The sequence below is a fragment of the Mucilaginibacter sp. P4_A11 genome (genome assembly GCF_056402535.1).
Window position 1 is genome coordinate 271,988 of record NZ_JBFUHE010000004.1, and the last position, 24,567, is coordinate 296,554.

Annotated in this window: 19 protein-coding genes and 1 tRNA gene; 8 read left to right on the forward strand and 12 right to left on the reverse strand. The window is 42.0% G+C overall.

Annotation, left to right across the window (positions count from 1 at the left end; genetic code table 11):
* Nucleotides 1-106: 106 nt before the first annotated feature.
* On the reverse strand, nt 107-1,153 hold the full coding sequence (gene fbp, locus AC1DUD_RS10360; RefSeq protein WP_477374295.1) for a class 1 fructose-bisphosphatase: 1,047 nt from the start codon (nt 1,151-1,153) through the stop codon (nt 107-109).
* 78 nt (nt 1,154-1,231) lie between these two features.
* Entirely contained in the window at nt 1,232-3,685 is a 2,454-nt protein-coding gene (gene ppsA, locus AC1DUD_RS10365; RefSeq protein ID WP_477374297.1) for a phosphoenolpyruvate synthase, read from the reverse strand.
* A gap of 127 nt (nt 3,686-3,812) precedes the next feature.
* On the opposite strand from ppsA, the gene AC1DUD_RS10370 reads away from it, so the two are divergent.
* The gene (locus AC1DUD_RS10370) at nt 3,813-4,700 is read left to right on the forward strand and encodes an AraC family transcriptional regulator (protein WP_477374299.1); all 888 of its coding nucleotides are present in this window, start codon (nt 3,813-3,815) and stop codon (nt 4,698-4,700) included.
* A gap of 76 nt (nt 4,701-4,776) precedes the next feature.
* Here the strand turns inward: AC1DUD_RS10370 and AC1DUD_RS10375 are convergent, their stop codons facing one another.
* From AC1DUD_RS10375 to AC1DUD_RS10385, 3 genes are all read right to left on the reverse strand, one after another.
* Complete coding sequence (locus AC1DUD_RS10375; RefSeq protein WP_477374301.1) at nt 4,777-6,369, reverse strand: RagB/SusD family nutrient uptake outer membrane protein; 1,593 nt, start codon at nt 6,367-6,369, stop codon at nt 4,777-4,779.
* Between the two features lie 20 nt (nt 6,370-6,389).
* Nucleotides 6,390-9,656, reverse strand: coding sequence for a SusC/RagA family TonB-linked outer membrane protein (locus AC1DUD_RS10380; protein ID WP_477374303.1), 3,267 nt, complete (start codon nt 9,654-9,656; stop codon nt 6,390-6,392).
* A gap of 267 nt (nt 9,657-9,923) precedes the next feature.
* Nucleotides 9,924-10,925 (reverse strand): FecR family protein, encoded by a 1,002-nt coding sequence (locus tag AC1DUD_RS10385; RefSeq protein ID WP_477374305.1) that lies wholly within the window; start codon nt 10,923-10,925, stop codon nt 9,924-9,926.
* 307 nt (nt 10,926-11,232) lie between these two features.
* On the opposite strand from AC1DUD_RS10385, the gene AC1DUD_RS10390 reads away from it, so the two are divergent.
* Complete coding sequence (locus tag AC1DUD_RS10390; protein WP_477374307.1) at nt 11,233-11,865, forward strand: class I SAM-dependent methyltransferase; 633 nt, start codon at nt 11,233-11,235, stop codon at nt 11,863-11,865.
* Nucleotides 11,866-11,978: 113 nt separating this feature from the next.
* Here the strand turns inward: AC1DUD_RS10390 and AC1DUD_RS10395 are convergent, their stop codons facing one another.
* The 3 genes from AC1DUD_RS10395 to AC1DUD_RS10405 all read right to left on the reverse strand — a co-directional run bounded on the left by AC1DUD_RS10395 (nt 11,979) and on the right by AC1DUD_RS10405 (nt 15,529).
* A complete protein-coding gene (locus AC1DUD_RS10395) occupies nt 11,979-12,575 on the reverse strand; it encodes an RNA polymerase sigma factor (RefSeq protein WP_477374309.1) in 597 nt (198 codons plus the stop codon).
* Between the two features lie 241 nt (nt 12,576-12,816).
* The gene (locus AC1DUD_RS10400; RefSeq protein ID WP_477374311.1) at nt 12,817-13,686 is read right to left on the reverse strand and encodes an inositol oxygenase family protein; all 870 of its coding nucleotides are present in this window, start codon (nt 13,684-13,686) and stop codon (nt 12,817-12,819) included.
* A 313-nt stretch (nt 13,687-13,999) separates the two neighbouring features.
* Nucleotides 14,000-15,529, reverse strand: coding sequence for a glycoside hydrolase family 28 protein (locus AC1DUD_RS10405; protein WP_477374313.1), 1,530 nt, complete (start codon nt 15,527-15,529; stop codon nt 14,000-14,002).
* A 266-nt stretch (nt 15,530-15,795) separates the two neighbouring features.
* On the opposite strand from AC1DUD_RS10405, the gene AC1DUD_RS10410 reads away from it, so the two are divergent.
* A tRNA-Arg gene (locus tag AC1DUD_RS10410) sits at nt 15,796-15,867 on the forward strand.
* Between the two features lie 37 nt (nt 15,868-15,904).
* On the opposite strand, the gene AC1DUD_RS10415 is transcribed toward AC1DUD_RS10410, so the two are convergent.
* Nucleotides 15,905-16,747, reverse strand: a complete 843-nt coding sequence (locus AC1DUD_RS10415) for a helix-turn-helix domain-containing protein (protein ID WP_477374316.1) — start codon at nt 16,745-16,747, stop codon at nt 15,905-15,907.
* Nucleotides 16,748-16,834: 87 nt separating this feature from the next.
* On the opposite strand from AC1DUD_RS10415, the gene AC1DUD_RS10420 reads away from it, so the two are divergent.
* Complete coding sequence (locus tag AC1DUD_RS10420; RefSeq protein WP_477374318.1) at nt 16,835-17,230, forward strand: DoxX family protein; 396 nt, start codon at nt 16,835-16,837, stop codon at nt 17,228-17,230.
* Between the two features lie 4 nt (nt 17,231-17,234).
* Entirely contained in the window at nt 17,235-18,182 is a 948-nt protein-coding gene (locus AC1DUD_RS10425) for a polysaccharide deacetylase family protein (protein WP_477374320.1), read from the forward strand.
* A gap of 125 nt (nt 18,183-18,307) precedes the next feature.
* Here AC1DUD_RS10425 and AC1DUD_RS10430 read toward each other — a convergent pair whose 3' ends face one another.
* Together AC1DUD_RS10430 and AC1DUD_RS10435 are read right to left on the reverse strand one after the other, a co-directional pair.
* Nucleotides 18,308-19,696 (reverse strand): sulfatase family protein, encoded by a 1,389-nt coding sequence (locus AC1DUD_RS10430; protein WP_477374322.1) that lies wholly within the window; start codon nt 19,694-19,696, stop codon nt 18,308-18,310.
* Between the two features lie 93 nt (nt 19,697-19,789).
* Nucleotides 19,790-20,158 (reverse strand): winged helix-turn-helix transcriptional regulator, encoded by a 369-nt coding sequence (locus AC1DUD_RS10435; protein WP_477374324.1) that lies wholly within the window; start codon nt 20,156-20,158, stop codon nt 19,790-19,792.
* A 75-nt stretch (nt 20,159-20,233) separates the two neighbouring features.
* Between AC1DUD_RS10435 and AC1DUD_RS10440 the strand changes: the two genes are divergently transcribed.
* The 3 genes from AC1DUD_RS10440 (at nt 20,234) to AC1DUD_RS10450 (ending at nt 23,082) form a co-directional block, all read left to right on the forward strand.
* Nucleotides 20,234-21,049 (forward strand): SDR family oxidoreductase, encoded by an 816-nt coding sequence (locus AC1DUD_RS10440; RefSeq protein ID WP_477374326.1) that lies wholly within the window; start codon nt 20,234-20,236, stop codon nt 21,047-21,049.
* 189 nt (nt 21,050-21,238) lie between these two features.
* Nucleotides 21,239-22,123 carry an oxidoreductase gene (locus AC1DUD_RS10445; RefSeq protein WP_477374328.1) on the forward strand — a complete coding sequence of 295 codons (885 nt, stop codon included), beginning with the start codon at nt 21,239-21,241 and terminating at the stop codon, nt 22,121-22,123.
* Between the two features lie 152 nt (nt 22,124-22,275).
* Complete coding sequence (locus AC1DUD_RS10450) at nt 22,276-23,082, forward strand: helix-turn-helix domain-containing protein (protein ID WP_477374330.1); 807 nt, start codon at nt 22,276-22,278, stop codon at nt 23,080-23,082.
* Nucleotides 23,083-23,459: 377 nt separating this feature from the next.
* On the opposite strand, the gene ychF is transcribed toward AC1DUD_RS10450, so the two are convergent.
* Nucleotides 23,460-24,563, reverse strand: a complete 1,104-nt coding sequence (ychF, locus tag AC1DUD_RS10455; RefSeq protein ID WP_477374332.1) for a redox-regulated ATPase YchF — start codon at nt 24,561-24,563, stop codon at nt 23,460-23,462.
* Between the last annotated feature and the right edge of the window lie 4 nt (nt 24,564-24,567).

Genomic DNA, 24,567 nt, shown 5'->3' on the forward strand with positions numbered 1-24,567 from the left:
CGTGTACGCACACGTAAAGCAATAATACACATTTAATTATTTTAAACACAGCCAAATGTGAATAATAATGTGTACCCCGGGCAGCCTTTAATTGAATATGTTCAGCTTATATCAATTCCATATAACTATAGTCAACATTGGTTGTAATCGGCGAAAAGCGCTTCATCATTTCTTCGGCTTTAGTTACCATATTTTTTGAACCAATGAAGATACCGGAGCGTTGATGTAGTTCTGTGACTTCCAGGTCCAAAATACGTTCGTACCCGTTACTGGCTTTGCCCCCGGCCTGTTCAATGATGAAGGCCATGGGGTTACATTCATATATCAAGCGCAATTTCCCTTTTGGGTCGCTTGCATTGGCGGGGTAAATAAAGACCCCTCCCTTTATCATATTTCGATGCAGGTCGGCCACCATCGATCCTATATACCTTGCTTTAAACGGCCTGTTTGTTGTTACATCCTCCACCTGGCAGTATTTGATATATTTCTTTACCCCATCAGGAAAATGAGAGTAATAACCTTCGTTTATAGAATAGATAACACCATCGTCAGGAATACGCATTTTGGGATGCGACAGGCAAAACTCGCCCAGTGAGGGATCTAAAGTAAACCCATTCACCCCTTTTCCGGTGGTGTAAACCAGCATTGTTGATGAACCATAAATTACATAGCCTGCCGCTACCTGCTCGGTGCCATTTTGCAAAACATCTTTAATAGTAGCCCTACCATCCGTTGTTTTCCGACGGTAGATGGAGAAAATAGAGCCCACGCTCACATTTACATCAATATTGGATGAACCACCCAATGGGTCTATTGCTACAATATATTTGGCATGCTTTGAGATCTCGCTGTCAATATCAATATATTCATCACTTTCTTCCGATACCACCACACAACATTCGCCGCCCTGCTGTAAGGCCGAAATAAACTGTTCATTAGCATAAACATCCAGCTTCTTCTGGTGTTCGCCCTGTATGTTTACCGAACCGTTATCGAGGGTCAGATCAGCCAATCCTGCTCTGTTAACTTCCCTGTTAACCACTTTTGCAGCAATACCTATATCTCTCAGCAGCCTGGAGAGCTCGCCTTTAGCATAAGGAAATTCAGCTTGGTTTTCAATAATAAACTGACCTAAAGTTTTCACCGTTTTCATATAAATAATATTTTAGGATTAGTACCGCTACCCGGAACCAGGTAGCGGTTGTTAGCATTAGTTAATATATTTCAGTTGTCAGGCAGATAAGCAGAGCCGTTTTGCCGCTTCAAGCTCATCCTCTATTTTCCGGATTGCCATTACGGTTTTAAAAAACGAATCGGGCGTTACGGAGATACTGTCAATCCCTTCTTCTACCAGGAACTGGGCAAAATCAGGATAATCAGATGGCCCCTGCCCACAGATCCCCACTTTCACGCCTCTTTTCTTCGCGGTTTTTATCAACGATGAGATCATAAATTTCACCGCATCATTACGCTCGTTATATAAGCCGGCCACTAAGGATGAATCACGGTCGAGCCCCAATACAAGTTGGGTAAGGTCATTGGAGCCGATGGAAAAACCATCTACATAATCAGCAAACTGCTCGGCCAAAATCACGTTAGATGGAACTTCGGCCATCAGGTAAACTTCAAGCCCGTTTTCGCCTCGTTTAAGGCCATACTCGTTCATGGTTTCGTATACCAATAAAAGCTCGTTCACTGTCCGGCAAAACGGTATCATGACAACCACATTATCAAGTCCCATTACTTCGCGCACCTTCCTGATAGCCTTGCACTCCATTCCAAAAGCTTCTTTATATACTTTAGAATAATACCGGGATGCCCCCCTCCAGCCTATCATCGGATTTTCTTCGGCCGGTTCAAAATATTTGCCGCCAGGCATATTGTAATATTCATTGGTTTTAAAATCCGAGAAACGTACAATTACCTTATTGGGATAAAATGCGCCAGCTATCTTTGCTATCCCGTAGGATAGTTTTTCAATAAAAAATGCCTCTTCATTATCATAACCCAGCATGGCTTCCTCAATATGAGCTGTTAATGAGCTATCATTCAAATTCCTGTGCTGGAGCAGGGCCAATGGGTGAATTTTTATATAGTTATTGATGATAAATTCTTCCCTGGCAAGGCCAACGCCTTTTCCGGGATAGTGCGCGTATTGAAAGGCAATTTCGGGCGATCCGATATTCATCATCAGCGGGGTTTCAATTTCAGGCAGGTCATTCAGGTCATGTTCCCGCATGGTAAACGCCACTATGCCGCTATATATAATTCCGGCATCACCTTCTGCACATGAAGCGGTTATTTCATCTCCAGTTTTAAGGGTGGTAGTTGCACATTCGCAGCCAACTATTGCAGGAACACCTAACTCCCGGGCCACGATGGCAGCATGACAGGTGCGGCCACCTTTATTGGTAATGATAGCCGATGCTTTTTTCATTACCGGTTCCCAATCGGGGTCGGTCATGTCGGTTACCATGATATCGCCGGGCAAAAAGTTTATTTCATGGATATTTTGCTTTCCGATTCCTGAAAGATTATGCACTCTGCCGGTGGCAATTTTATCGCCAACAGCAATGCCTTTCAGCAAGATCCTACTTGCTCTGTCCGGATCATTGATCCGAAATTCGGTAAGCAGATTTACTTTTTTGCGGGAGTGAATGGTTTCGGGCCTTGCCTGTACTATAAATAACCTGCCAGTTATCCCGTCTACCGCCCATTCAATATCCATCGGGCACCATTTACCCTTCAATTTGGTATAATACTCTTCAATGATAATTACCCAGTTGCTGAGTTGAATGATCTGATCGTCCGACAAGCAAAACCTTGAGCTTTCCTCAACAGGGGTATCAATGATTTTTACGGCCTCTTCCCCGGGATTTCCGTAAATCATTTTCTTATGTTTCTTGCCCAATTTCTTTTCGAGGATTGAGCGGAAACCGCTTTTCAGCAATGGCTTATAAACAATAAACTCATCAGGGTTAACGGATCCCTGGACTATCATTTCGCCCAGGCCGTATGATCCGTTAATAATAACGGCGTCTTTAAAACCGCTTTCGGTATCCAAAGAAAATGCAACCCCGGAAACACCTTTATCCGAACGGACCATCTTTTGAACACAGACAGAAAGGCCAATGTTAAAGTGATCATAGTTAAAAGACTCCCTGTAACTAATGGCCCTGTCGGTAAATAATGACGCGAAGCAATTTTTTATAGCTGTTAATAAACTTTCTTCTCCCCTTATGTTTAAGTAAGTGTCCTGCTGACCTGCAAACGAGGCATCAGGCAGGTCCTCAGCAGTAGCCGACGAACGCACTGCAACATCGGCAGCGTTATCTGCGTATTGAATCAATAACTCTTTATAAGCCTCAACAATCTCATTTTCCATAGTGGCAGAAAAATGACCGTTTTGGATAAGCTCCCTTATTTTACTGCCACAGAATAAAAGAACCTGCAAATCGGTAACATCTTTATCCTCAATAATGTCCCTGATTTGCTTATCAAGCTGATTGTCTGCGATGAACTGGTAGTAGGCCTTACTTGTTACGATAAACCCATCAGGAATATCAATGCCAAATTGAGAGATGTTCTGCATCATTTCACCAAGCGATGCATTTTTACCTCCTACTAATTCAATGTCTCCTATTGAGGCTTCAATAAGTTTCATAGTAAATTTCTTTTCCTTCATGGCTAAAATTTTATAAAACGAAGATAGCCGCTTAGCAAACTGCCCTATGCTTAAATATTCATAAGAAGTAATACTATATTCATAACATATTACCTATTTTTACTTTTTTATATCACTATAGTATAAAATGAAAGATTTTTTCGAGCAGATTTTAAAGGTCGACAACTCAGCTTTTACAATAGCCGAAGCAAATACTTATCATGCCATTAATAATTTCCATAACCATCCCGAGCTCGAACTGATATATATTATAAGCGGAGAGGGAACTTTTTCGATAGGAAATACTTCAAAAAGAATTTCAGGAGACACCATGATCATGATTGGTTGCAATGTACCCCACATGTTCAAATTTGAAACTAACCGCTATTACGATTACTCCATGAAAAGCGGTAAGATACCCACACCGCTGCAACTGCTTACGCTTCATTTTGATCCGAATAAATTAGGAAGCACCTTCATGATGCTGCCTGAAAACAGCCTTCTGAACAATCTTTTAAACAGTGCTAAGAATGGATTGCTGATCAATAGTAATTCAAAAGCTATGGCAATTGAATCTATCAGGCAAATAGAAGGCTCGGCTAAGCATGAGCAGCTTCCGCTATTACTGCAATTGTTAAATAAAATTGCAGAGGGAGAACAAATCTCAAATTTAGCCGGTGAAACCGAAAAAAAGATCTTTAACAGGATAGATGAGGTGCGGTTAACAAAAATTTACCTGTATACGATGGACAATTTTTATAAGGATATTAAACTTAAAGAAATAGCAAACATTATTCATATGGTGCCTAAGGCATTTTGCCATTACTTTAAATTGCGTACCGGCCAAACCTATTTTGATTTTTTGCTGACGGTAAGAATAGAGAACTCGTGTAAACTGATCAGGGAGACCAATGAAAATATAAATTCAATTAGCCGTGATTCGGGATTTAATAATCTTTCCAACTTCAACAGGTATTTTAAATTGGCTACTGGGAATACGCCAATGGAATACCGAAGGAAATTCCGGGAGTTTTAAGATCAATAATGTCCTTAAAAAACAAATGCAGGCTGTTACACGGCCTGCATTTGTTTTTTAAATAATAGTTATTAAATTAATAACCCGGGTTTTGTACCAGTTTTGGGTTCAACTGCATTTCGGGTCTTGGTATAGGGAAAATACGCTTGTTAGGATTAGCATCTGTTTTTATGCCCCACGATTTTTCAAACTGACCAAAACGGATCAGGTCATTACGACGCCACATTTCCATAGAAAACTCGCGGCCACGCTCATCCAATATATCAGACAGGGTTACGGCAGTTAAAGCTGAAGCTTTTGCACGTGACCTAACCTGGTTAACCAAAGATAAAGGTGAATCGCCATTGGTTGCTGATGCACCACGTAAAATAGCTTCTGCTTTTTCCAGCAAAATATCGGCATACCTGAACATAGGCACATCATTACCCTGGTTACGATCTGTGTTCAGGCTATCAGGATAAAACTTATTATTCCTGTAACCTGCTTCGTTAGCAAGCTCATCATTACCAATATCAAAAGTTGCCGGGTTTTTCCACACAATATCAGGTGTAAACTCCAATTGGTGAATCACTGTAGCATTTGGATTAGGGCCAGAGTAACTTGCATCAAGCCCGATGTTGGTTGTGGTAATATTGATTGGTGTGCCATCATTATTGTACTGCTTACCAACTAAAAATTGCTTTTTGCGGATATCGTTAGCATCGTTAAACAAAGCATAATATTCTTTGTAAGTGTACACAGGCCCATCGGGCGTGTATGGCATCTTATACTTGTTTTTCAAATTAGGATTCAATGTCCAGCGGGCGTAATACTGCCCCTGTGCCAGGACACCATCATAAGGTATGGCAAAAATAAAATCCTTAATACCCGGGCCATTATTAGGTTTAAACATGCCTAAATAATCTGCATCTAAACCGTACTGGCCGCTTTTTATAACATTATCACACATGGTAACAGCATCCTGGTACCGGGGTGTGCCAATATAATACTGTGCGTTCAAATACATTTTTGCAAGTATGGCATAAGCTAAACCTTTAGTTGGTCTGCCGTAGGTAGTTACCCCTGCAGTACCGCTCAGGTCCGCAATTTGCGCAAGTAATTCGCTTTCAATAAATGCAAATACAGTAGCCCTTGACTGGGTGCCCAGGTTGGTAGTGTCGCCAAAAGTTTTGCTGATCGGAACGTTACCAAACAAATCCATCAGGTAAAAGTATGACAGGGCACGCATGGTTTTAATTTCGGCAATGGTTTGTTTTTTTGCATCGCTCTCAGGGGTAGGTGCCAGTAACGACAGTACCTGGTTACATAAACTTATGGTTCCGTAACCACCTGACCAGCAAGTTTCGGTCATACCGTTATCAGGTGTAACCGTGTGTAGGTTTACCGTTGAGTAAGTACCTCCATCAAGCCAGTTACCACCACGTGCAACAAGTACGCATTCATCGGTACTTAAGTTTTGCAACAACCAGTATTGCCTGCCCGGCGCCCCGCGAAATGAGGTATAGATAGGCCCGGTAGCAGCTACATACTGCGCCGGTGTGGTTGGAAAATTGGCCGTTGTAAGCGCCGATTTTGGAGTAATATCCAACTTTGTACAACCCGAAAGGTAAATTGCTCCTATAAACATGGCAATGAGGCCAGGTTTTATATATCTTTTTAAATTATTCATGTCAGTTAGGTTAAAATTTATTATAAATCAACTTGTACGCCGGCAAGGAAACTCCTTGTTTTTGGATAAAAATTATTGCTGTCTACCCCGATAAACTGGCCGCTTGCCTGGTTATCGATGTTTAAGTTCAATTCAGGATCGACGCCTTTGTATTTGGTGATAATAAATAAATTGGTACCGGTAACATACAACCGGATGCCATGTACATAATTGCCCGCAACATTTATTTTATAAGCCAGCGTAGCATTGCTTAACCTGATGAAAGCGCCGCTTTCAAGATAACGTGTTGAATATAAATTGGCGTTAACATCGGTACCAGGCTCACTGAGTGTGAAAGCAGGTACACCATGCGCCGAAGCCTGGGTTGGCTGGTTAAAGCTGGCCAATGATGCATTCATGATCTTGTTACCGCCCTGGCCCCTGAAAAAGAAATTAAGGCTAAAGTTTTTGTAAGTAAAATCATTACCAAAACCAAATGTATATGTTGGCTGCGCATTGCCCGCATAAGTTTGATCTGTACTTTGAGGTGTTGTTGTTGGCTGACCGTTGGCGCCTAAAAAGGTAGATACGCCATTAACACGGCCAAGATACTTCAATGTATAAAACTCGCCCAGCGGATAACCGGCTTCGATAATGGAAACCTTGATACCGCTTTGTCCCGGCCCTTCCGGATCACCTGCATAGATCTTTGAAAGGTTTGGCGCCAGTGCAGTGATCTTATTTTTATTAAATGAAATATTTCCGTAGCTGCTCCAGGTAAAGTCTTTTGTTTTTATTGGCGTTCCGTTAAGTGCTATCTCCACGCCTTTATTGGTCATGCTGCCTACGTTTTCAATTTTTGTACCAACAAAGTTGTTAATAAGCGATACCGGCACCGAGGTGATCATGTCGGTTGTTTTTTTATTGTAGATATCAACCGAACCTCCCAAACGACCTTTAAATAACGAGAAATCAACACCACCGTTCAGGGTAGCTGTACTCTCCCACTTTAAATCGGGATTAGGGTTTTGGATTACACCAATAGCACCTATATAAGCGTTATTGTAATAAAAGCTACCGGTAGTACCGTAAAGCGTTATAGGCGTATAAGGTGAGAAGCCTAATGAGTTACCTGTTTTACCATAACCAACCCGCAATTTCAAATCATCAAACAGGGTCTGAGATTTCATAAAGCCTTCGTCAATTATGCGCCATGCGGCAGAAGCTGCCGGGAAATATCCCCAGCGTTTGTTGGTACCAAAAGCGTTTGAACCATCACGGCGTAAAGATGCCTGTAAAAGGTATTTACCTGCGTAGCTGTAATTAAGACGAGAATAAAAGGATATCAAACGTAAAGTTTCAAGGGGCACGGAACCATAATCAACACGATAGTTTCCACTGGGTGTGCCTAAACTAAGATTACTTGAACCTGTTGCATCCGAAATAAAGCCCTGGTTGGTTGACTGAAAACCATTACCTGTTGTGGTTTGATCTATTGAGTAACCAAATAAGGCTTTAAAGTCGTGTTTATCGTTCCATTTGTGAGCGTAAGTTAAATAGTTTTCAAATAACTTTTTGGTATCCTCATAAGTTGAACGGATAGCTTTACCGTTAAGACCCGGCGCAAGTTCTGATGCCGAGTTGTAATAGGTATTATTATCAGTATTTGTTTCCTGGTAAGCTAAATTAAAATTGTAAAGCAGGCCTGCGGGCAATATCAACTCGCCTCGTACATTTCCCAATAATAAATTAATTTTTTGCTTGTAGCTATCGTTAGTGATAAGCCCTACCGGGTTATAACCCAGTTTTAGAGTTGGGTCATTATAAAAAGTACCATCAGCGTTATAAATAGTACGGGTAGGCAAATACTGAACTATCGACTTAAACAGGCCGGGGCTTTGTCCGTTTGCCGATGACAGCGGAATATCATTAACTAACAGGTTGGAATTGGTTACCGAATTACTTAATGAAAAGTCAAGCTTTAGTTTATCATTCAGCGCTTTTTGGGTGATATTAAGCCTGCCTATAACGCGCTTCATATCGCTGCTTTTAACAATACCCTGATTTTGCAAATAGTTTATACTTCCGTTATAAGTGGTTTTATCAGTACCGCCGCCAAAAGAAAGGTTATGATTTTGAGAGAAACCAGTGGTACGTTCAACAGCTTTTTGCCAATCAGTATTGCCACCATTATCATTTGCAGGCGTAAAACTTTGCCCGTTAGCTTTTACATAAGCTCTTAGCTGGTCGGCACTCGCTACCTCAAACTGGTTAGATACTTTTTCAAACGATCCGTATCCGTTATAGGTCAATCTTAGCTGACCTGCTTTTGCTCTTTTAGTAGTAACGATGATCACACCATTGGTAGCCCTGGTTCCGTAAATTGCCGCGGCCGAAGCATCTTTCAATACATCTATCGAAGCAATATCTGATGGGGCCAGCAAGTTAAAGTCGGCACCTGGTACACCGTCAATTACATAAAAAGGCACAGATGCGGCACCCGCCCTGATTGACGATGGGCCACGCAATGTTACTGAAGCCTTACCATTGGGGTTACCATCGTTGGTGATATTTAAACCGGCAACTTTACCTTCCAATAAATCGGCAGGAGTTGCTACAACGCCGGCGTTAAATTGCTCGGCCTTAACAGTAGCAATTGAACTGGTCAACTCCTTTTTGGTAGTTGTACCATAGCCTATTACCACAACGGTAGACAATGAATTGGCTGAAGGCAACAACGTAACTTTTATAACCGTTTGCTTACCTACAGCTATTTTCTGAGTATCAAAGCCGATATAGGAAAACACCAGCACGGCCTTTTCATTGGCAACCTGAACCCTGAATTTACCATCCACATCGGTTACCGCACCTGTTGAAAGACCTTCTATTTTAACAGAAACACCTATTAAAGGCAACCCTTTATCGTCAACAACAGATCCTGTAACAATAATAGCCGGAATTTCTACTTTCTTTTCTACCGGAGGTTTTGGTGCCGGCTTAACCAATAAACTGCCTTCAACTTCGGTATAAGTAAATTGATTATCCAGTAAAACTTTTTTCAGAACAGTTTCCAGCTTTTCCTTGCGGGCTGTAAGTGTCACTTTAACATCGCTTTCAATGTTATTCCCTGTATACATGATCCGTACGCCTGTATTTGCGGAGATCTGCTCCAGCGCGTCAGAAAGGGGTGCTTTTTTCAATTTGAGCGTAACCGGCTTTTCCAGTACGCTTTGTCCGTATGAGTTATCAGCCATGGCAATGGTTGACAGTGAACAGACAACTAATAAAATGATCGCATTAATTTTCATAACATATGTTATGGCTCGAAAGACTCTTTCGGGTATGGTTTTTTTCATATTTTTGCTATATTAAAGTGTTATAGGTCAAGCTGGAACGTGCTACGGTTTTGAGAGGCCTTGTGCATGATCCACTAAAAAAATCTTTACATTTTATTTCCTCCAAAACTGGCCCGGCCATTTTGGAGGATCATTTCTCTTTCCTGGATTTAACTCATAGCAATTCTATTTTAGGTGTCAAACATTTTATTCGCTCGTATAATTGGTATATCGGGTACATTAATTGCAGCCTTTGCCTTTTAAAGTATAAGCATTGCCATCTTTTTTAAAATGTGCATTTACAAGGGCTTCCATCAGCTTTAATACTTTCTCTAATGGCATATTATTAAAATCGGCATATAATGTACAGTTCAGTAAATTCTTGTCGGCCCTGATCACTACGTTGTATTTTCGCTGAACATCAGCCAAAACATCAAACAGAGGGGCATTATGGTATTGCAACTTCCCTTGCTGCCAGCAGATCACAGATGAAGCGTCGGCAATTTTTTCGGTAACCAATGTTTGGCTGGCTTTGTTATACACCAACTGCATATCCGGCGTAAGTAATACAGGATGTTTTGAAGCTATTGGCAGCACACCAACTTTTCCGCTTACCACCGTGATCTTGATCGCTTTATCTTCGGTATAGGCCTTAACATTAAAGCTTGTACCTAAAACGGTGGTTTTAATTTTACCCGAATGGATGATAAACGGCTTGCTGATATCATGAGCTACTTTAAAAAAAGCCTCGCCGGTAAGGATAACCTCCCGTGTATTCTCTTTAAACTTATCGGGATATTTTAACCGACTGCCAGCATTAAGGCAAATGGTTGTACCATCGGGTAAGGTGATCAGCTTTATTTCGCCGTTTAGGGCTACCGTTTCCTGGTAGGTAACCGGGTTCAGCCAGTTATCCAATTGTTTTCTAAAAATGTAACCAGCACAAAAAATAGCGGTAACAGATGCAGCAACAGCCATTTTAATCACCAGTCGCCAAATGGGAAATACCTGCTTTGGAGGCGGTGGTGCTATCCGTTGATGGATGTTGGCGAGTATTTGGTCGGATGCCTGCACGCTCAGGCTTACCTTCTTTTCCAATACATCTTTACTGAAACCTTCAAGCGCCACAAGGTATAATTCTGAAACATCACCCTGTAGATATTCGGCAAGCCAGCGCCTATCTTCAGGAGTTAAGTTTTCAGTATTATAAAGCCTTTCTAAGCGTTTAACAATGGTTTCCACAAGCTTTTTTTATATAAATACGCCGGGAGCCTTAAAACGGGGGGATGGATTTGTGATTATTTTAAAGAAAAATAAAAATTTGTTTTTGGTTGGTGTTGACGTCCCATCAGGGTCTCTCGCAGAGGACCCTGATGTATACGCTATACAGATCCGCCACTGTGAATGTCCTGGTAGATATTTAGAACGCGTTGAACCTCAAAAAAATTAAAAACATCGATAAGTCTTTTCAATGAACAATAGCCCTTGTGCTGACTTACTTAAATACTACCTTTATCATCCAGTAAAGAGTTAAATAACTACCCCTCATATGAAAGATACCTGGACTGAAAAATGGGACCAACGATATGCCGATGAAGAATTTGCCTATGGTGAACAGCCTAATATTTTTTTGCAACAACAACTGTCACTTCTAAAACCCGGCAAAATTCTTTTCCCTGCAGAAGGCGAAGGCCGTAATGCTGTTTTTGCCGCCGGGCTTGGCTGGACAGTTTCCGCATTCGACATTAGCATTGAAGGGCAAAAGAAAGCGCTGAAACTTGCAGAAAAAAAACAGGTAACTATTGATTACCAGGCTGGAGAATTGCAGACGCTCAACTATACGGAAAGTCAATTTGACGTGATCGCCTTAATTTATGCGCATTTTCCTGCCAACATCAAATCGTCTGTACATCAAACCCTTAATAAATATTTAAACGCCGGCGGGCTTATCATTTTCGAGGCTTTTAGTAAAAACCACCTGGACTACCTGGCAAAAGATGAAAAAATGGGCGGTCCGAGAGATATCGAATCACTATTTTCTTTAGAAGAAATTAAAGCCGATTTTAATAATTATGAGATTTTAGAACTTTTGGAAACAGAGATCGATTTAAATGAAGGGCTTTATCACAGTGGCCAAGGGTCGGTGATTAGGTTTGTAGGACGAAAGAAGATGGATGCCTGAAAGTTTCAGATATACCAGCTGGGGTTATCGTGATCGGCCTGCAAGCCATCTGCAGGATGCCCTACCCTATGATCACCGAATTGTATCCCCAATAATTAAAGCAACCTGCCTGACTACTGATTTAACCCTATCCAGTAACAAACCAGCGTAACCCCTGCTGTTTTCCATTCAGCATGATGTTCCTTTATATGGTTTTTAACTGCTACAACCGCATGCCCAAGATACTCTTTAACGGTATGTTTTGACAGGTTCAGTTTTTCGGCAGCTTCCTCATAAGTTTTTCCTTCCAGCTTACAAAGGGTAAATACTTTTTTACGCTGCGGCGATAGCTGATTGATGGCTTGCTGCAATAAATAATATTGCTCATCCATTAATTGCACGTCACCGTTGTCAGTTTCCATTTCGGCGAAAGGCATGGTGTTAACGATTGCGGTTTCGCGTACTTTTTTACGGAGATAAGAGATGGATTTGTTAAAGCTGAGCACAAACAGCCAGCCACTTACAGATTGATCAGGGATAATATCGGCCCGCTTTTCCCAAAGGGCAATAAAAGTATCCTGCAAAATATCCCTGGCGATATCATCATCTTTAGTGAGTTTGCAAATATTGCGATGAATGGCATGGTGATATTTTTGATAAAGCATATCAAATGCACTGATGTCATCATCGTGTAAGCGAAACACTAAATCTTTATCTCCATTTATACTCATAAAAACCTGATAATTATTTATTTATTCATTAATCAATAGAAAGGAATTATTGTTAATAGTACAACTATTTTTTTTTCAATAGATATGCTTCACAGCAACATCATTAATAATTTTATTCAGTAATTGGTTAAAGGAGGCTTATTGCCTTTTCTTAAAGTTCAACTCAAGCTGTAAAACTACTTTGCTTACAGCCTGAGCCAAACGGGTAAACTTGAATGATCAAATGAAATACCGGCCGAAATTACAATTTCACTGTAGCAGGCAAATACTTGGCGATCAAATCTTCATAATATGGTTTTAACTCCGATACTACCGGTGGTTTCGGGCTCTTGGAGTAAAGGTCGTATGGGTTAAATTTATCAACCCATTTAAACATCTCCTGGTCATGAGCATTCAGTAAATGATCATATGCCTTTTCGCGGTGCTGCGAGTAAAAAGAGTGATAACGGATCATATACAAGGCTTCTTCAGGCAAATAATCTTTGGTAATGTGGTACAGGTACTCATCATGGCCCCATGACATATGCACATTGTCGAGCCCGCACTGGTGAGTATAAACGCCGTATTTGGTATTGTAGCGTTCATCATCATTATCAGGGTTCGCAGCAAAAAACTCAGGGTAAACTATCTTATCCGAAAACTTGCAGCCCACAGGGAACGAATCACCTACTACATTCCATTGTGGCTCGCCAAAAAGGCAAAGTACCTTGCCCAGGTCATGTATAAAGCCGGTTAACACAAACCAATCAGGATGACCATCAGCGCGGATAGCCTCAGATGTTTGCAGTAAATGCTGCAGCTGATCAAGCGAAATATCCGGGTCTGATTCATCAACCAGCGTATTCAAATATTCCATGGCCGACCACCATGGCATTTCCTTTTTATCAAACTGTAAAAAGTTGGCCTTTTTAGCCAATACGTTGCCATAGGTTTGATAAGTATGGTTAAGCCTGTAAAATTCACGTACCGGGTTATCCCCTGCATCGTTATAAACCCTAAACTCGTCTTTGGCTTTGGCAGTACCCGGCTCGGGATACCTGCTCAATACATCATCTTCCCATACATCAAGACTTGACAATGGCGACATCTCTTTTTCAGTTAACTTTTCCATATCGTAAACCTTTATTAAATAATAAGCACCTTATCTTTTATTGCACTCCTAAACCCAACACCACAGAAAAATCCAATTAAGTATTGCGGCTATGAAGTTTTATCTGGGACTGCAATTAAATGCTCCGTTTAGTTTTATAATGATTAAATTTTGATAAAAAAAACGGTGCTTTTATATTATGTGCGATATTTATTTACGTAAACGATTAAGTTATATTAATGCTAAATGCCTAATACATAAGGCTAAAAGCCTTTAAATTGATTTAGCAAGGTTAATTCTTTTTATGTGAAAAGAATTGATGGATTTTATAGCATTACTTCCTGAGTATCTTAATTTTACTCTTTCCGGGGATCTGAATACCTTTAATCGAAGATTTGGTTACCCCGTTAAACACAACCACCGGCAGTGATTTAATCTGAGGTATCTTAAGGCCGTTAATACTCAATCCATCCACGTCATGAAACACAGCGGCAGCCCTGAAATCATTACCTGGGCAGCCAAGGGTTACATTTTTAAACGTCACCCCTTCTGCATGACGGGTATAAAAGCCCCAGGCAGGTAATTCGCCAAACATCGAAAATTCGGGGTAATCATGTGGATTTTCGGGGATCTTTGTTAATGAATCAAGACTGACATTGGCTATCTCTTTACTGGCGTCACCATGGTACACAATCTTAATATTTTCAAGTATCACATTTTTAACAGGATGCCCGGGCAGCCCGGCAATTGATGAAGGAAAAGTATTATGGTTTCCTTTAACCAGGGGGCCTTCCATCGGGTAACCTTTATCGGGTTTGCCTTTAGGTACATCTACTGTTACATTACTGATATGGATGCCATTAATAGTGCTCGCTACAGCATCTTTATTACGATGACCAAGGCGAATAAAAATAGCGTTGCCCGTATTTACCGCGTGAATGTCACTGATATCAATATCTTCCATCACCCCACCATCAACACACTCCAATGCAATGGCCGACCGGTAGGTATCGTAAATTTTTACATTCTTTATTGTTATCTTTTTAAAACCTCCCCTTGAAGCTGTTCCAAATTTGATCCCGCTGGCGCTTGACCTGGTGGTACAATTTGCTATATAAATATTTTCGCAGCTGCTATTCCTGTCGCTCGATTTTAAACAGATACCGTCATCATCGGCATTAAAAAAACTATTGGTAAGCTTTACATTTTGGCAATCAACCAGATCAATACCATCGTTATTCCAGTAAGTATTGCTTTCAACTTTTATACTGTCAATCACCAGGCCGCGGCATTTGGTATAATCCTGTACCCACACCAGGCCGTTTTTCATGGTTACGCCTTTTATTTGGATATCAATACAGTTTGAAAAATGGATCAATTTAGGCCGGTTAGGCTCCTCGGGTTGAGTTTGCCCCCAGGGGTTTTGTTTTTGCCATAACGAGTCTCTTAACTTACCCGCCTTCAGCATCGCGAAAACGTCTTTCAGTAATTCTTCCCCGTTTCCATCAATTGTCCCCTTACCTGTTATGGCAATATGCTGCAGGCCATTGGCAGCAATTAACGGTGCCGCGTGACCTTCTCCATAATCAATCCTTTTTGCACTGCCCAGCAGTATAGCATTTTGGGCAAGGTTCAGCGTAACATTTGATTTCATGCTGATAACACCCGTTAAAAACTTGCCGGCAGGCACGTATACCGTACCGCCGCCTTGTACGCTTGCATTATCAATAGCCTTTTGAATACTGATGGTGTTATTGGTAATACCATCAGCTTTGGCGCCATAATCGGTAATGTTAAATACTTTTTGCTGAGCATAACAGGCAAACGGCGTTATGAGCAGGGCTAAAAAATGAAGAATTTTCATTATACGTTATTATTAAGAGAAAAATTCAAGCAGGTTTATCGCTCCTCAAGTTTACGAACAGGAAGCGTTTAATTGTACATTAAACACCTAAACTATTAAACTTTCAATTGAGTTGCGGGCGGTGGCACACTTTTATTTACGTAAACGTTTACATAATGCTCATAGCGTTGATAATAATTTGTTATTAAAGCTGTGCATTATTACAATACGTTAATGTATTAAACAATGCTTTTGGTTTAAATCAATTTTATATCTTTGCCCCATCTGCTTCCGTAGTTCAATGGATAGAATTATGGTTTCCGGTACCATCGATATGAGTTCGAATCTCGTCGGGAGCACAAAAGGGACTTGCAAATTGCAAGTCCCTTTTTGTTTTCACCTATTCACCTCCGCATACCTCTTCCTGAACGCCGTCGGGTTCTCTCCCTTATATTTTTTAAAAATGCGGTTCAGGTGGCTTTCATCGGTAAAACCAAACTCATAGGCAATTTCGCTCATGCGCTTATCGGTGTATTGCAGGCGGGTTTCTATCAGCTTTAGCTTATAGCTGGTGATGTATTGCTGCAAACTTTCGCCGGTGGTTTTCTTAAAATATTCGCTGATATAATTTGGCGAAAAGTTAAATGATGAGGCTATGCACTCGGCTTTTAAGCGGTCGGGCTGGTAAATATATTCATGAATGTAGTTAAGCAGCGGCAGTGTAGTTGTTGATGGTTGCTTTATAATATTGGCATGCTGCTGCAGGGTGATGTTACGGGCGGCAATAGTGATGATGGTATTCATCAATTGTTCAACCACTTCATTATGCTGCGGAAACTCGTTTGATGTTTCCCGCTGCAAAGCCTCAATCATTGCCCTTACCAAGGGCTTATCGGTAACTGTTTTAAGGATACAGCCCGGCAAATGGTTATGATTATGAAAAATGAACTCCATTTTTTTAACCCATTGGTCGCTTTGGGTTTTCAGGTAACTATCTGTAAAGCGGATGAAATAAAACCGCGTTAACTCGTGCACCTCAAAGCCATGATGATCTTCCGGAAAAATCAAAAAGAACTTATCAGACGCATAAGGCAGCTCATGCCCGTTAATGATCTGGATTCCTCTGCCCTCCAGCGTAAAAACCATCTCAAAAAATGTATTACGATGTGGCTTGGCTGTATACTGGCTTGTTTCAAGCAGTTCCAGCTCATATGGCCGGTATAGGTTTTTGGTTTCCATACCCGTAAAGTTACAGATCATCCCCCGGAATGTACAAGGCTCAGGCCCCGATTATACAGAACTTTGACTTATCAAAACAAACACATCATGAACGATTTAACATTTGTAATATTAAGACTGGCCATAGGCGCCAGCATGTTTGGTCACGGCCTGGTTCGCTTACCTAAACTTAATACTTTCAGCAACTGGATGGTTGGCACCTTCGAAAAATCAATGCTGCCTAAATTTATGGTGACACCTTTTAGCTACCTGCTCCCTATCGCTGAATTTACCATTGGCGTGTTGCTGCTATCCGGATTATTTACCAAACCTGCTTTAGTTGCCGGCGGTGCAGTAATGATGATATTGATATTGGGCAGCTGTTTGATCGAAAACTGGGAGATCCTGCCTTCACAACTGATCCATGCTGCCTTTTTTGCCGTACTGCTTCAGTTTGCAGCTAACAACACCTATTCATTAGATAACCTTTTCTTTACCAAATAAGATCATGAGCTCAAGAAGAGAATTTGTAAAACAGGGTGGCCTTTTAGGTTTAGCCGGCCTTGTGAGCAGCAACTTAGTAGCTGCTAAACAACACACAGCCATCAACAATTCCGGCACATCAAAATGGGCCGATGGCTCAAGGTTGGTGGTTTCCGTATCCATGCAATTTGAGGCTGGCGGTCAGCCTGATAATGCCGAAAGTCCATTCCCACAAAATATGCAAAAGGGTTATATCGATCTGCCCGGTGCCACCTGGTTTCAATATGGTTATAAAGAAGGTATTCCGCGTATGCTGGATAACTGGGATAAACTCGGCATAAAAGTAACATCGCACATGGTTGGTGCGGCGGCGCTTAAAAACCCTGCTCTGGCTAAAGAGATTGTCGACCGTGGGCACGAAGCCGCAGCACATGGCAAGAACTGGGCTACCCAATATACCATGCCCTATGAACAAGAAAAACAGTTTATAAAAGATGGGGCCGATGCCATTAAAAAAGTAACCGGTTTTACCCCGGTAGGCTACAATGCCAACTGGCTGCGCCGCGGCGAAAACACGCTGAAAATATTACAGGAGCTTGGCTTCGTATACCACATTGACGACCTGAGCCGCGATGAACCTTTTATCATCCCGGTAAATCAAAAAGATTTTGTGGTTGTACCCTATACCCTGCGCAATAACGATATTGTGCTGATAGAAGGCAAAAACTTCTCTGTTGATCAATTCCTGAGCCAGGTAAAAATGGAGTTCGACCAACTGTATGCCGAAGCAGAATTTAAGCGCCGCCAAATGTCTATCAGCTTCCATGACCGCATAGGCGGCACCCCACAAATGGTTAAAGCCGCCAATGAGCTAATTAAATACATGCAGCAGCATAAAGGCGTAAGCTTTAAGCGGAAGGATGAGATTGCGAAGATGGCGCTGGAGGATAAGACGACGATAAGGGAGAGTTAAATAATAACAGTCGTCATTGCGAGGCACGAAGCAATCCCAAACTATACAGAGACGCTCGAATGGCTTCTCTGCAAATCGGGGATTGCTTCGTGCCTCGCAATGACGCGTTTTTTACTTTTTCTATCCTAATTCTCCTTCATCCCCGGATACTGGTCAAAAAGAGCTTTCAGCTTTTGGGCGATTTCGGGATATTCTTTGATGACATTGGTACGCTCGCTGGGATCATAGGCCAGGTTAAACAGTTCAATTTGGGCAGGTAGCGGAGAGCCCGCTACTCCACCAATATTATTGTTAGCCTTTACTTCGCGATATTTCCAGTCGCCAAGGCGTACAGCTTCGCAAACGCTGTTATTGTAATAATAAATTGGCCGGTGTTCAGGATGTTTGGGCGCTTTACCTGTGAGCACGTCAGCTATTGATTGCCCATCCAATGTTCTGCCCTTAGGCAACGGGGCTCCTGTCCAATTAGCTAAAGTGGGCAATACATCAAGGTTACTCATCATACTTGTAATGCTTGCGCCAACCGGGGTATGGTTTTTCCAGTAAACGATAAACGGTTCACGCACACCACCTTCGTATGATTGCCCTTTACTGCCATGAAAAACTCCGGCCGTACCGGCATCCCAGTGTTTGGTAGCATTATCGCCCAGCATCCGGTCTGGAAACTCTATCCACGGACCGTTATCGCTCGAAAACATAAATATCGTATTATCTGCCAGTCCTTGTTTTTCCAGTTCTCTCCAAACCTGGCCAAGGCTCTCATCCAGTTGTTCAACCACATCACCTAAATGCCCGCCATCACTGCGGTTTTTATTTTTTTCCGATGATGCAAAAGCAACCGGCAAATGCGGCATATTATGAGCGAGGTATAAAAAGAAAGGCTTATCCCCCTTTTTCTGTTTCTTGATAAACCGGATGGCTTCACGCTGGTACAGGTCAATCAGTGATGAGTCGGCCGGTTTCAGGATCTCCGGCTTATGGTTGCGGAATACTTTTATAGTTGTATCGGTTTTAACGTAAGGTGAACGATAATCATGGCTGTACAGCAAACCATAGTACGAATCAAAACCTTGCGCCATCGGGTGATTATAAGGTGCATGATCGCCAAGATGCCATTTACCTATCATGGCAGTTTTGTATCCGATTTGTTTCAACATCTCTGCAATGGTAACTTCCTGATCAGGGATGCCAAGCTTTGATCCGGGGCCTATCGGCGCGGGCAAATTCATCCTTGAAGCGTAACGCCCGGTAAGCAGTGAAGCGCGCGATGGTGTACAGGTCGGGCTGCTCACCACATAATTGGTAGCCCTCACCCCTTTTTGCGCCATTTTATCCAGGAAAGGTGTACGGATCACAGGATTGCCATAGCAGCTCAAATCTGAGTAACCCATATCATCAGCCAAAACAAAAATGATATTGGGCAATTGTTTTTTTTGAGCCGATGAATAGCTGGATATAAATATAAAAGCCAGCAGTAAAAGGACTTTAAAGGTTTGTTTGATTAGGTGTTTCATTCCCCGTGAAAATAGGTTTTATCATAGATAGAGCTGTTAAAGATAACTTAACTTTTACAATGAGGAATGAAACAGTTACCGGCTATATTAAAATCACCAATTAAGCTTATTCTCGCTGCGCAGCATCTCGCGGTGTTCCTTACCCCATTTTATCATCTCCAAAATAATACTGCCAAAACTCCTGCAATACTCTGTCGACTGGTATTCGATCAAAACCGGGCTTGTAGGCGTAACTACCCGCCTAACAAGCTTATTCATCTCCATTGCTTTTAGCTCGCGCGATAACATCCGCGTGGTAATGCCGGGGATACTCCGCTCAATTTCCCTGAAACGGTGGTTACCGTTGCAAATAGAATTGATGATTGGCAGCGTCCATTTACCCCCTATAACATACATGGTGTCCTGAAGTGCCTGCCGTTCATCGGCATGATTACGCTCGTGTGACGCTATTTCTGCTTCCATACTGGTATACTCTGTGTAACTGGTTACAAAATTATACCAATTCCGTTATAATTTTGCATCATCAAAATAAATAACATGTCAAACACAATTTTTATAACCGGAACCAGTAGCGGGCTGGGCAAATTAACCGCCAAACATTTTGCACAACAAGGCTGGAACGTAGCCGCCACTATGCGTACCCCCGAAAAAGAAACCGAACTTACACAATACCCTAATATCAAAATCTTTAAGCTGGATGTAACCAACCTTGAACAGGTAAAAACCGCTACAGAACAAGCGATAGCTGCTTTCGGCAAAATTGATGTGGTGGTGAACAACGCGGGCATGGGCACCTATGGCGCACTGGAGCTTGCCAAAGAAGAAGATATCGACTGGCAGTTTGCAGTAAATACCCGTGGACCAATTAACGTGATCCGCACTTTTCTGCCGCATTTCAGGCAAAACGGTTGCGGTACCTTCATCAACATCAGTTCGTTCATGGGTATTACCACGGCTGTGCCGCTTGGCTCACTGTACAACATGTCGAAATTTGCGCTGGAAGGCCTTACCGAGGGACTTTACTACGAATTAAAGCCTCTTAATATCCACTTAAGGTTGATAGAGCAAGGCGGCTCAAAAGATAATAGCTTTGTAGACAGCGTAGTTTGGAACCAAAATCCCGACATAACCGCTTACGACGAACTTACCAGCAAACTACAAAACCTGATGGGCTCACGTGATGAATCGCAGCTTGACGATCCAACGCTGATCGTTAATGCTATCGATGATCTGGCAACCGGCAAAAGCAATCAATTTCGTACAGTAATAGGCAATATGGGTAACATGCTGATGAACATGCGTAATAGCATGCCTATTGAGGAGTATATGGAAAAGATGAGTAGCTTTTTTTAAGGAACCATGATTTTTAGGATTAGAGGATTTCCTTGATAGATAATCTATCGCCCCCTATCAAGCAATCCTCTAATCAAGAAAATCTTGGTTCAGTTCATTGAGCTTTCCAACAAAGCAATTTGAGCTTTCTAACAAAACGCGCATCCTCTCATCAACCTAACTTTGTGTCATCAAAATAAAGATAACACTATGAAAAAAGTATGGTTTATAACAGGCAGCGCCCGCGGATTAGGTCGCAACCTTACAGAAGCAGTTTTAGCAGCCGGCGATAATGTTGCAGCTACAGCACGTAACCCCGAACAATTAAAAGATCTGGCTGATAAATATCCCGGCCAAATCTATCCTATAAAATTAGACGTTACCGATTACCCGGGTGTACACAAAGCCGTCGCCGATACAGTAACCCGCTTTGGTAAAATTGATGTATTGGTGAACAACGCCGGTTTCGGTATTATTGGCGCAGCCGAAGCGTTTACCGGCGAACAGGTGCGTAGCCAGTTGGAAACTAACTTATACGCGCCTATTGAAATCACCCGCGCGGTGTTACCTTATATGCGCAAACAGCGTTCGGGCCGTATCCTGCAAATCAGCTCAGTTGGCGGTCGTATTGGTAATGCCGGTTTAAGTATGTACCAGGCGGCTAAATTTGGCCTTAGTGGCTTCACCGAAGCTTTATCAAAAGAAGTTAAACCGCTTGGCATATTGGTTACCTGTGTTGAGCCTGGAGGTTTCCGTACCGATTGGGCCGGCGATTCCATGAGCTATGCACCAAAGGTTGAAGGCTACGAGCAAACTGTTGATACCCGTGTGGATTATATATCAAGCGGAAAATTTGTACCGGTTGGCGATCCGGAAAAGGCAGCTAAAGTAATGGTTGAACTTGCCGAACATCCCGAGCCTCCTATGCATCTTGTATTAGGTAGTGAAGCAGCCGGCTTGTTAAAAGCTGCCGATGAAGCACGCAAGGCCGAGTTTGAACAATGGTTACCGGTTACTAATTCAACTGATCATGACGAGGCTGATGATTTCCTGAATTCCGATTTTGGGAAATCGATAACTGTTCAAAAAAGCTAATATATTTTCGGTTTAGAAATACCTCCCCCGCGGTCGTGTCCCCACGACCGCGAATATCGCCAATAACACAAACCGGGCGTGAGGACACGCCCTTGGGGATTATTCCTCCGGCCGTGTCCCCATGGCCGGAAATATTATTAAATTTGAGCAACATGCCATTATCAAATCCAAAAACATCGCCTCGCATACTTTACTCCTGTTACTCGCATACAAGCAGGGCCGGCGAGCAATTTATTCCCGACCATGTTTTCGGATATATCCTCTCCGGCGATTCGGAGCTTTATGTAAACGGCAAAAACTACTACTTTAAACAGGGCGACTACCGCTTTCTAAAACGGAATGAACTGGCTAAATATGTAAAGCATCCACCTGACGGCGGCGAATTTAAAACCATTACCATTGGTATGGATCAGGCCACGCTGCAAAGTATGAGCGCCGAACTTGATTTACACGCCGATGGCCCCTATACCGGTGAAAGCGCATTGTTTTTAAAACCGAACGACTTGTTCAGCAATTATATCCGGTCACTAAACCCTTATATGGATAAAAGCAGCGACGAGATCAATCCAACGCTTACCCTGCACAAGGTAAAAGAGGCCGTAATGATATTGCTTGAAACCAACCCCGAACTCAAAAATATCCTGTTTGATTTCAGTGAGCCTGGCAAGATAGACCTGGAGGCTTTTATGACCCAAAACTATCGTTTTAATGTAGATATTAATCGTTTCGCCTACCTAACCGGCCGCAGCCTGGCTACATTTAAGCGCGATTTTGAACAGATCTTTAATACCTCACCCAACCGCTGGATCCAAAATCAAAGGCTAAAGGACGCCTATTTCCTGATCAAGGAAAAAAAGCATAAAGTATCAGATGTGTATATGGATGTGGGGTTTAAAGACCTCTCCCACTTTTCTTTCGCCTTTAAAAAGGCTTATGGGGTAGCGCCGTCGGCGGTATAACGGCAGAGATGCAAGAAATCAGGAAGAGAGCCAAGAAATCAAGAGTCAAGAAACAGGAGAAGAAAGAAGAGTCAGGAAATCAAAATTCAAGAAACAAGAAGATAGGAAAGAAAAAACAACACGGTTACAAAATGATATAGCTTAAAAAATCGTCATTGCGACGCACGAAGCAATCCCCGAAATACAGAGAGGCTATGCAAATCAAATGGCCATGTACAGTTTGGGATTGCTTCGTACCTCACAATGACGATCTTCTTATTTGTCTTAAAACAACTTCTAATAAAAAAAGCCAGGAAAAAGTGAGGATTACCCCAACTCTATTCCTGGCTTTTTTCTTATCGTCTTAATTCCTGACTCTTAAAGTCTTGTCTCTTTCCTTAGACGTTAAACCTGAAGTGCATAATGTCGCCATCCTGCACAATGTAGGTTTTACCTTCAACGCCCAGCTTACCGTTTTCTTTTATAGAAGCCTCAACGCCATTGAATTTTACAAAATCGTCGTATTTAATTACCTCAGCACGGATAAAGCCTTTTTCAAAATCGGTGTGGATAACACCAGCGGCCTGTGGTGCGGTGAAACCCTGGGTAATAGTCCAGGCACGTACTTCCTGCACACCGGCGGTAAAGTAAGTAGCCAGGTTCAATAACCTGTAAGCAGCTTTGATCAATTTGTTAACACCTGATTCTGTTAAACCCAGATCGTCTAAAAACATCTGGCGCTCTTCGTAGGTTTCCAGTTGTGAAATTTCAGATTCAATTTGCGCTGAGATGATCAGTACTTCGGCATTTTCATTTTTAACAGCAGCTTTTACTTTCTCAACGTAAGCATTACCCGTATTTACTGAGGCTTCATCAACATTACAAACGTAAAGTACCGGCTTGGCAGTCAGCAGCCAAAGATCGGCTACATATTCTTTATCTTCTTCCTCAACAGGTGCGGTACGGGCCGATTTACCTTCAAGCAGGTGATTTTTATAAACGGTTAAAACATCAAAGGTCTTTTTAGCTTCTTTATCACCACCGGTTTTAGCCATCTTTTCAACCTTCTGGATCTTTTTCTCTATAGATTCAAGATCCTTCAGCTGTAGTTCGGTATCAATGATCTCTTTATCGCGGATAGGGTCAACTGAGCCGTCAACGTGGATCACATTATCGTTATCAAAGCAACGTAATACGTGGATAATGGCATTTGTAGCGCGGATATTAGCTAAAAACTGGTTACCCAACCCCTCGCCTTTGCTGGCACCTTTAACAAGGCCTGCAATATCAACTATCTCGATAGTATTTGGTACTATACTTTTAGGGTTAACTATTTCTGTAAGTTTTGTCAAGCGCTCATCCGGCACTGTAATTACACCCACGTTTGGCTCAATAGTACAAAACGGAAAGTTAGCCGCCTGTGCCTTAGCGTTTGATAAGCAATTAAAAAGTGTCGATTTACCCACATTCGGCAAACCTACTATACCACATTGTAAACCCATTTTT

What these genes read in the sequence shown, in the direction of transcription:
- fbp (WP_477374295.1), bottom strand. Translation starts at nt 1,153, where the DNA reads ATGAAAACGGTGAAAACTTTAGGTCAGTTTATTATTGAAAACCAAGCT.
- ppsA (WP_477374297.1), bottom strand. Translation starts at nt 3,685, where the DNA reads ATGAAGGAAAAGAAATTTACTATGAAACTTATTGAAGCCTCAATAGGA.
- AC1DUD_RS10370 (WP_477374299.1), top strand. Translation starts at nt 3,813, where the DNA reads ATGAAAGATTTTTTCGAGCAGATTTTAAAGGTCGACAACTCAGCTTTT.
- AC1DUD_RS10375 (WP_477374301.1), bottom strand. Translation starts at nt 6,369, where the DNA reads ATGAATAATTTAAAAAGATATATAAAACCTGGCCTCATTGCCATGTTT.
- AC1DUD_RS10380 (WP_477374303.1), bottom strand. Translation starts at nt 9,656, where the DNA reads ATGAAAATTAATGCGATCATTTTATTAGTTGTCTGTTCACTGTCAACC.
- AC1DUD_RS10390 (WP_477374307.1), top strand. Translation starts at nt 11,233, where the DNA reads ATGAAAGATACCTGGACTGAAAAATGGGACCAACGATATGCCGATGAA.
- AC1DUD_RS10395 (WP_477374309.1), bottom strand. Translation starts at nt 12,575, where the DNA reads ATGAGTATAAATGGAGATAAAGATTTAGTGTTTCGCTTACACGATGAT.
- AC1DUD_RS10400 (WP_477374311.1), bottom strand. Translation starts at nt 13,686, where the DNA reads ATGGAAAAGTTAACTGAAAAAGAGATGTCGCCATTGTCAAGTCTTGAT.
- AC1DUD_RS10405 (WP_477374313.1), bottom strand. Translation starts at nt 15,529, where the DNA reads ATGAAAATTCTTCATTTTTTAGCCCTGCTCATAACGCCGTTTGCCTGT.
- AC1DUD_RS10415 (WP_477374316.1), bottom strand. Translation starts at nt 16,747, where the DNA reads ATGGAAACCAAAAACCTATACCGGCCATATGAGCTGGAACTGCTTGAA.
- AC1DUD_RS10420 (WP_477374318.1), top strand. Translation starts at nt 16,835, where the DNA reads ATGAACGATTTAACATTTGTAATATTAAGACTGGCCATAGGCGCCAGC.
- AC1DUD_RS10425 (WP_477374320.1), top strand. Translation starts at nt 17,235, where the DNA reads ATGAGCTCAAGAAGAGAATTTGTAAAACAGGGTGGCCTTTTAGGTTTA.
- AC1DUD_RS10430 (WP_477374322.1), bottom strand. Translation starts at nt 19,696, where the DNA reads ATGAAACACCTAATCAAACAAACCTTTAAAGTCCTTTTACTGCTGGCT.
- AC1DUD_RS10435 (WP_477374324.1), bottom strand. Translation starts at nt 20,158, where the DNA reads ATGGAAGCAGAAATAGCGTCACACGAGCGTAATCATGCCGATGAACGG.
- AC1DUD_RS10440 (WP_477374326.1), top strand. Translation starts at nt 20,234, where the DNA reads ATGTCAAACACAATTTTTATAACCGGAACCAGTAGCGGGCTGGGCAAA.
- AC1DUD_RS10445 (WP_477374328.1), top strand. Translation starts at nt 21,239, where the DNA reads ATGAAAAAAGTATGGTTTATAACAGGCAGCGCCCGCGGATTAGGTCGC.
- AC1DUD_RS10450 (WP_477374330.1), top strand. Translation starts at nt 22,276, where the DNA reads ATGCCATTATCAAATCCAAAAACATCGCCTCGCATACTTTACTCCTGT.
- ychF (WP_477374332.1), bottom strand. Translation starts at nt 24,563, where the DNA reads ATGGGTTTACAATGTGGTATAGTAGGTTTGCCGAATGTGGGTAAATCG.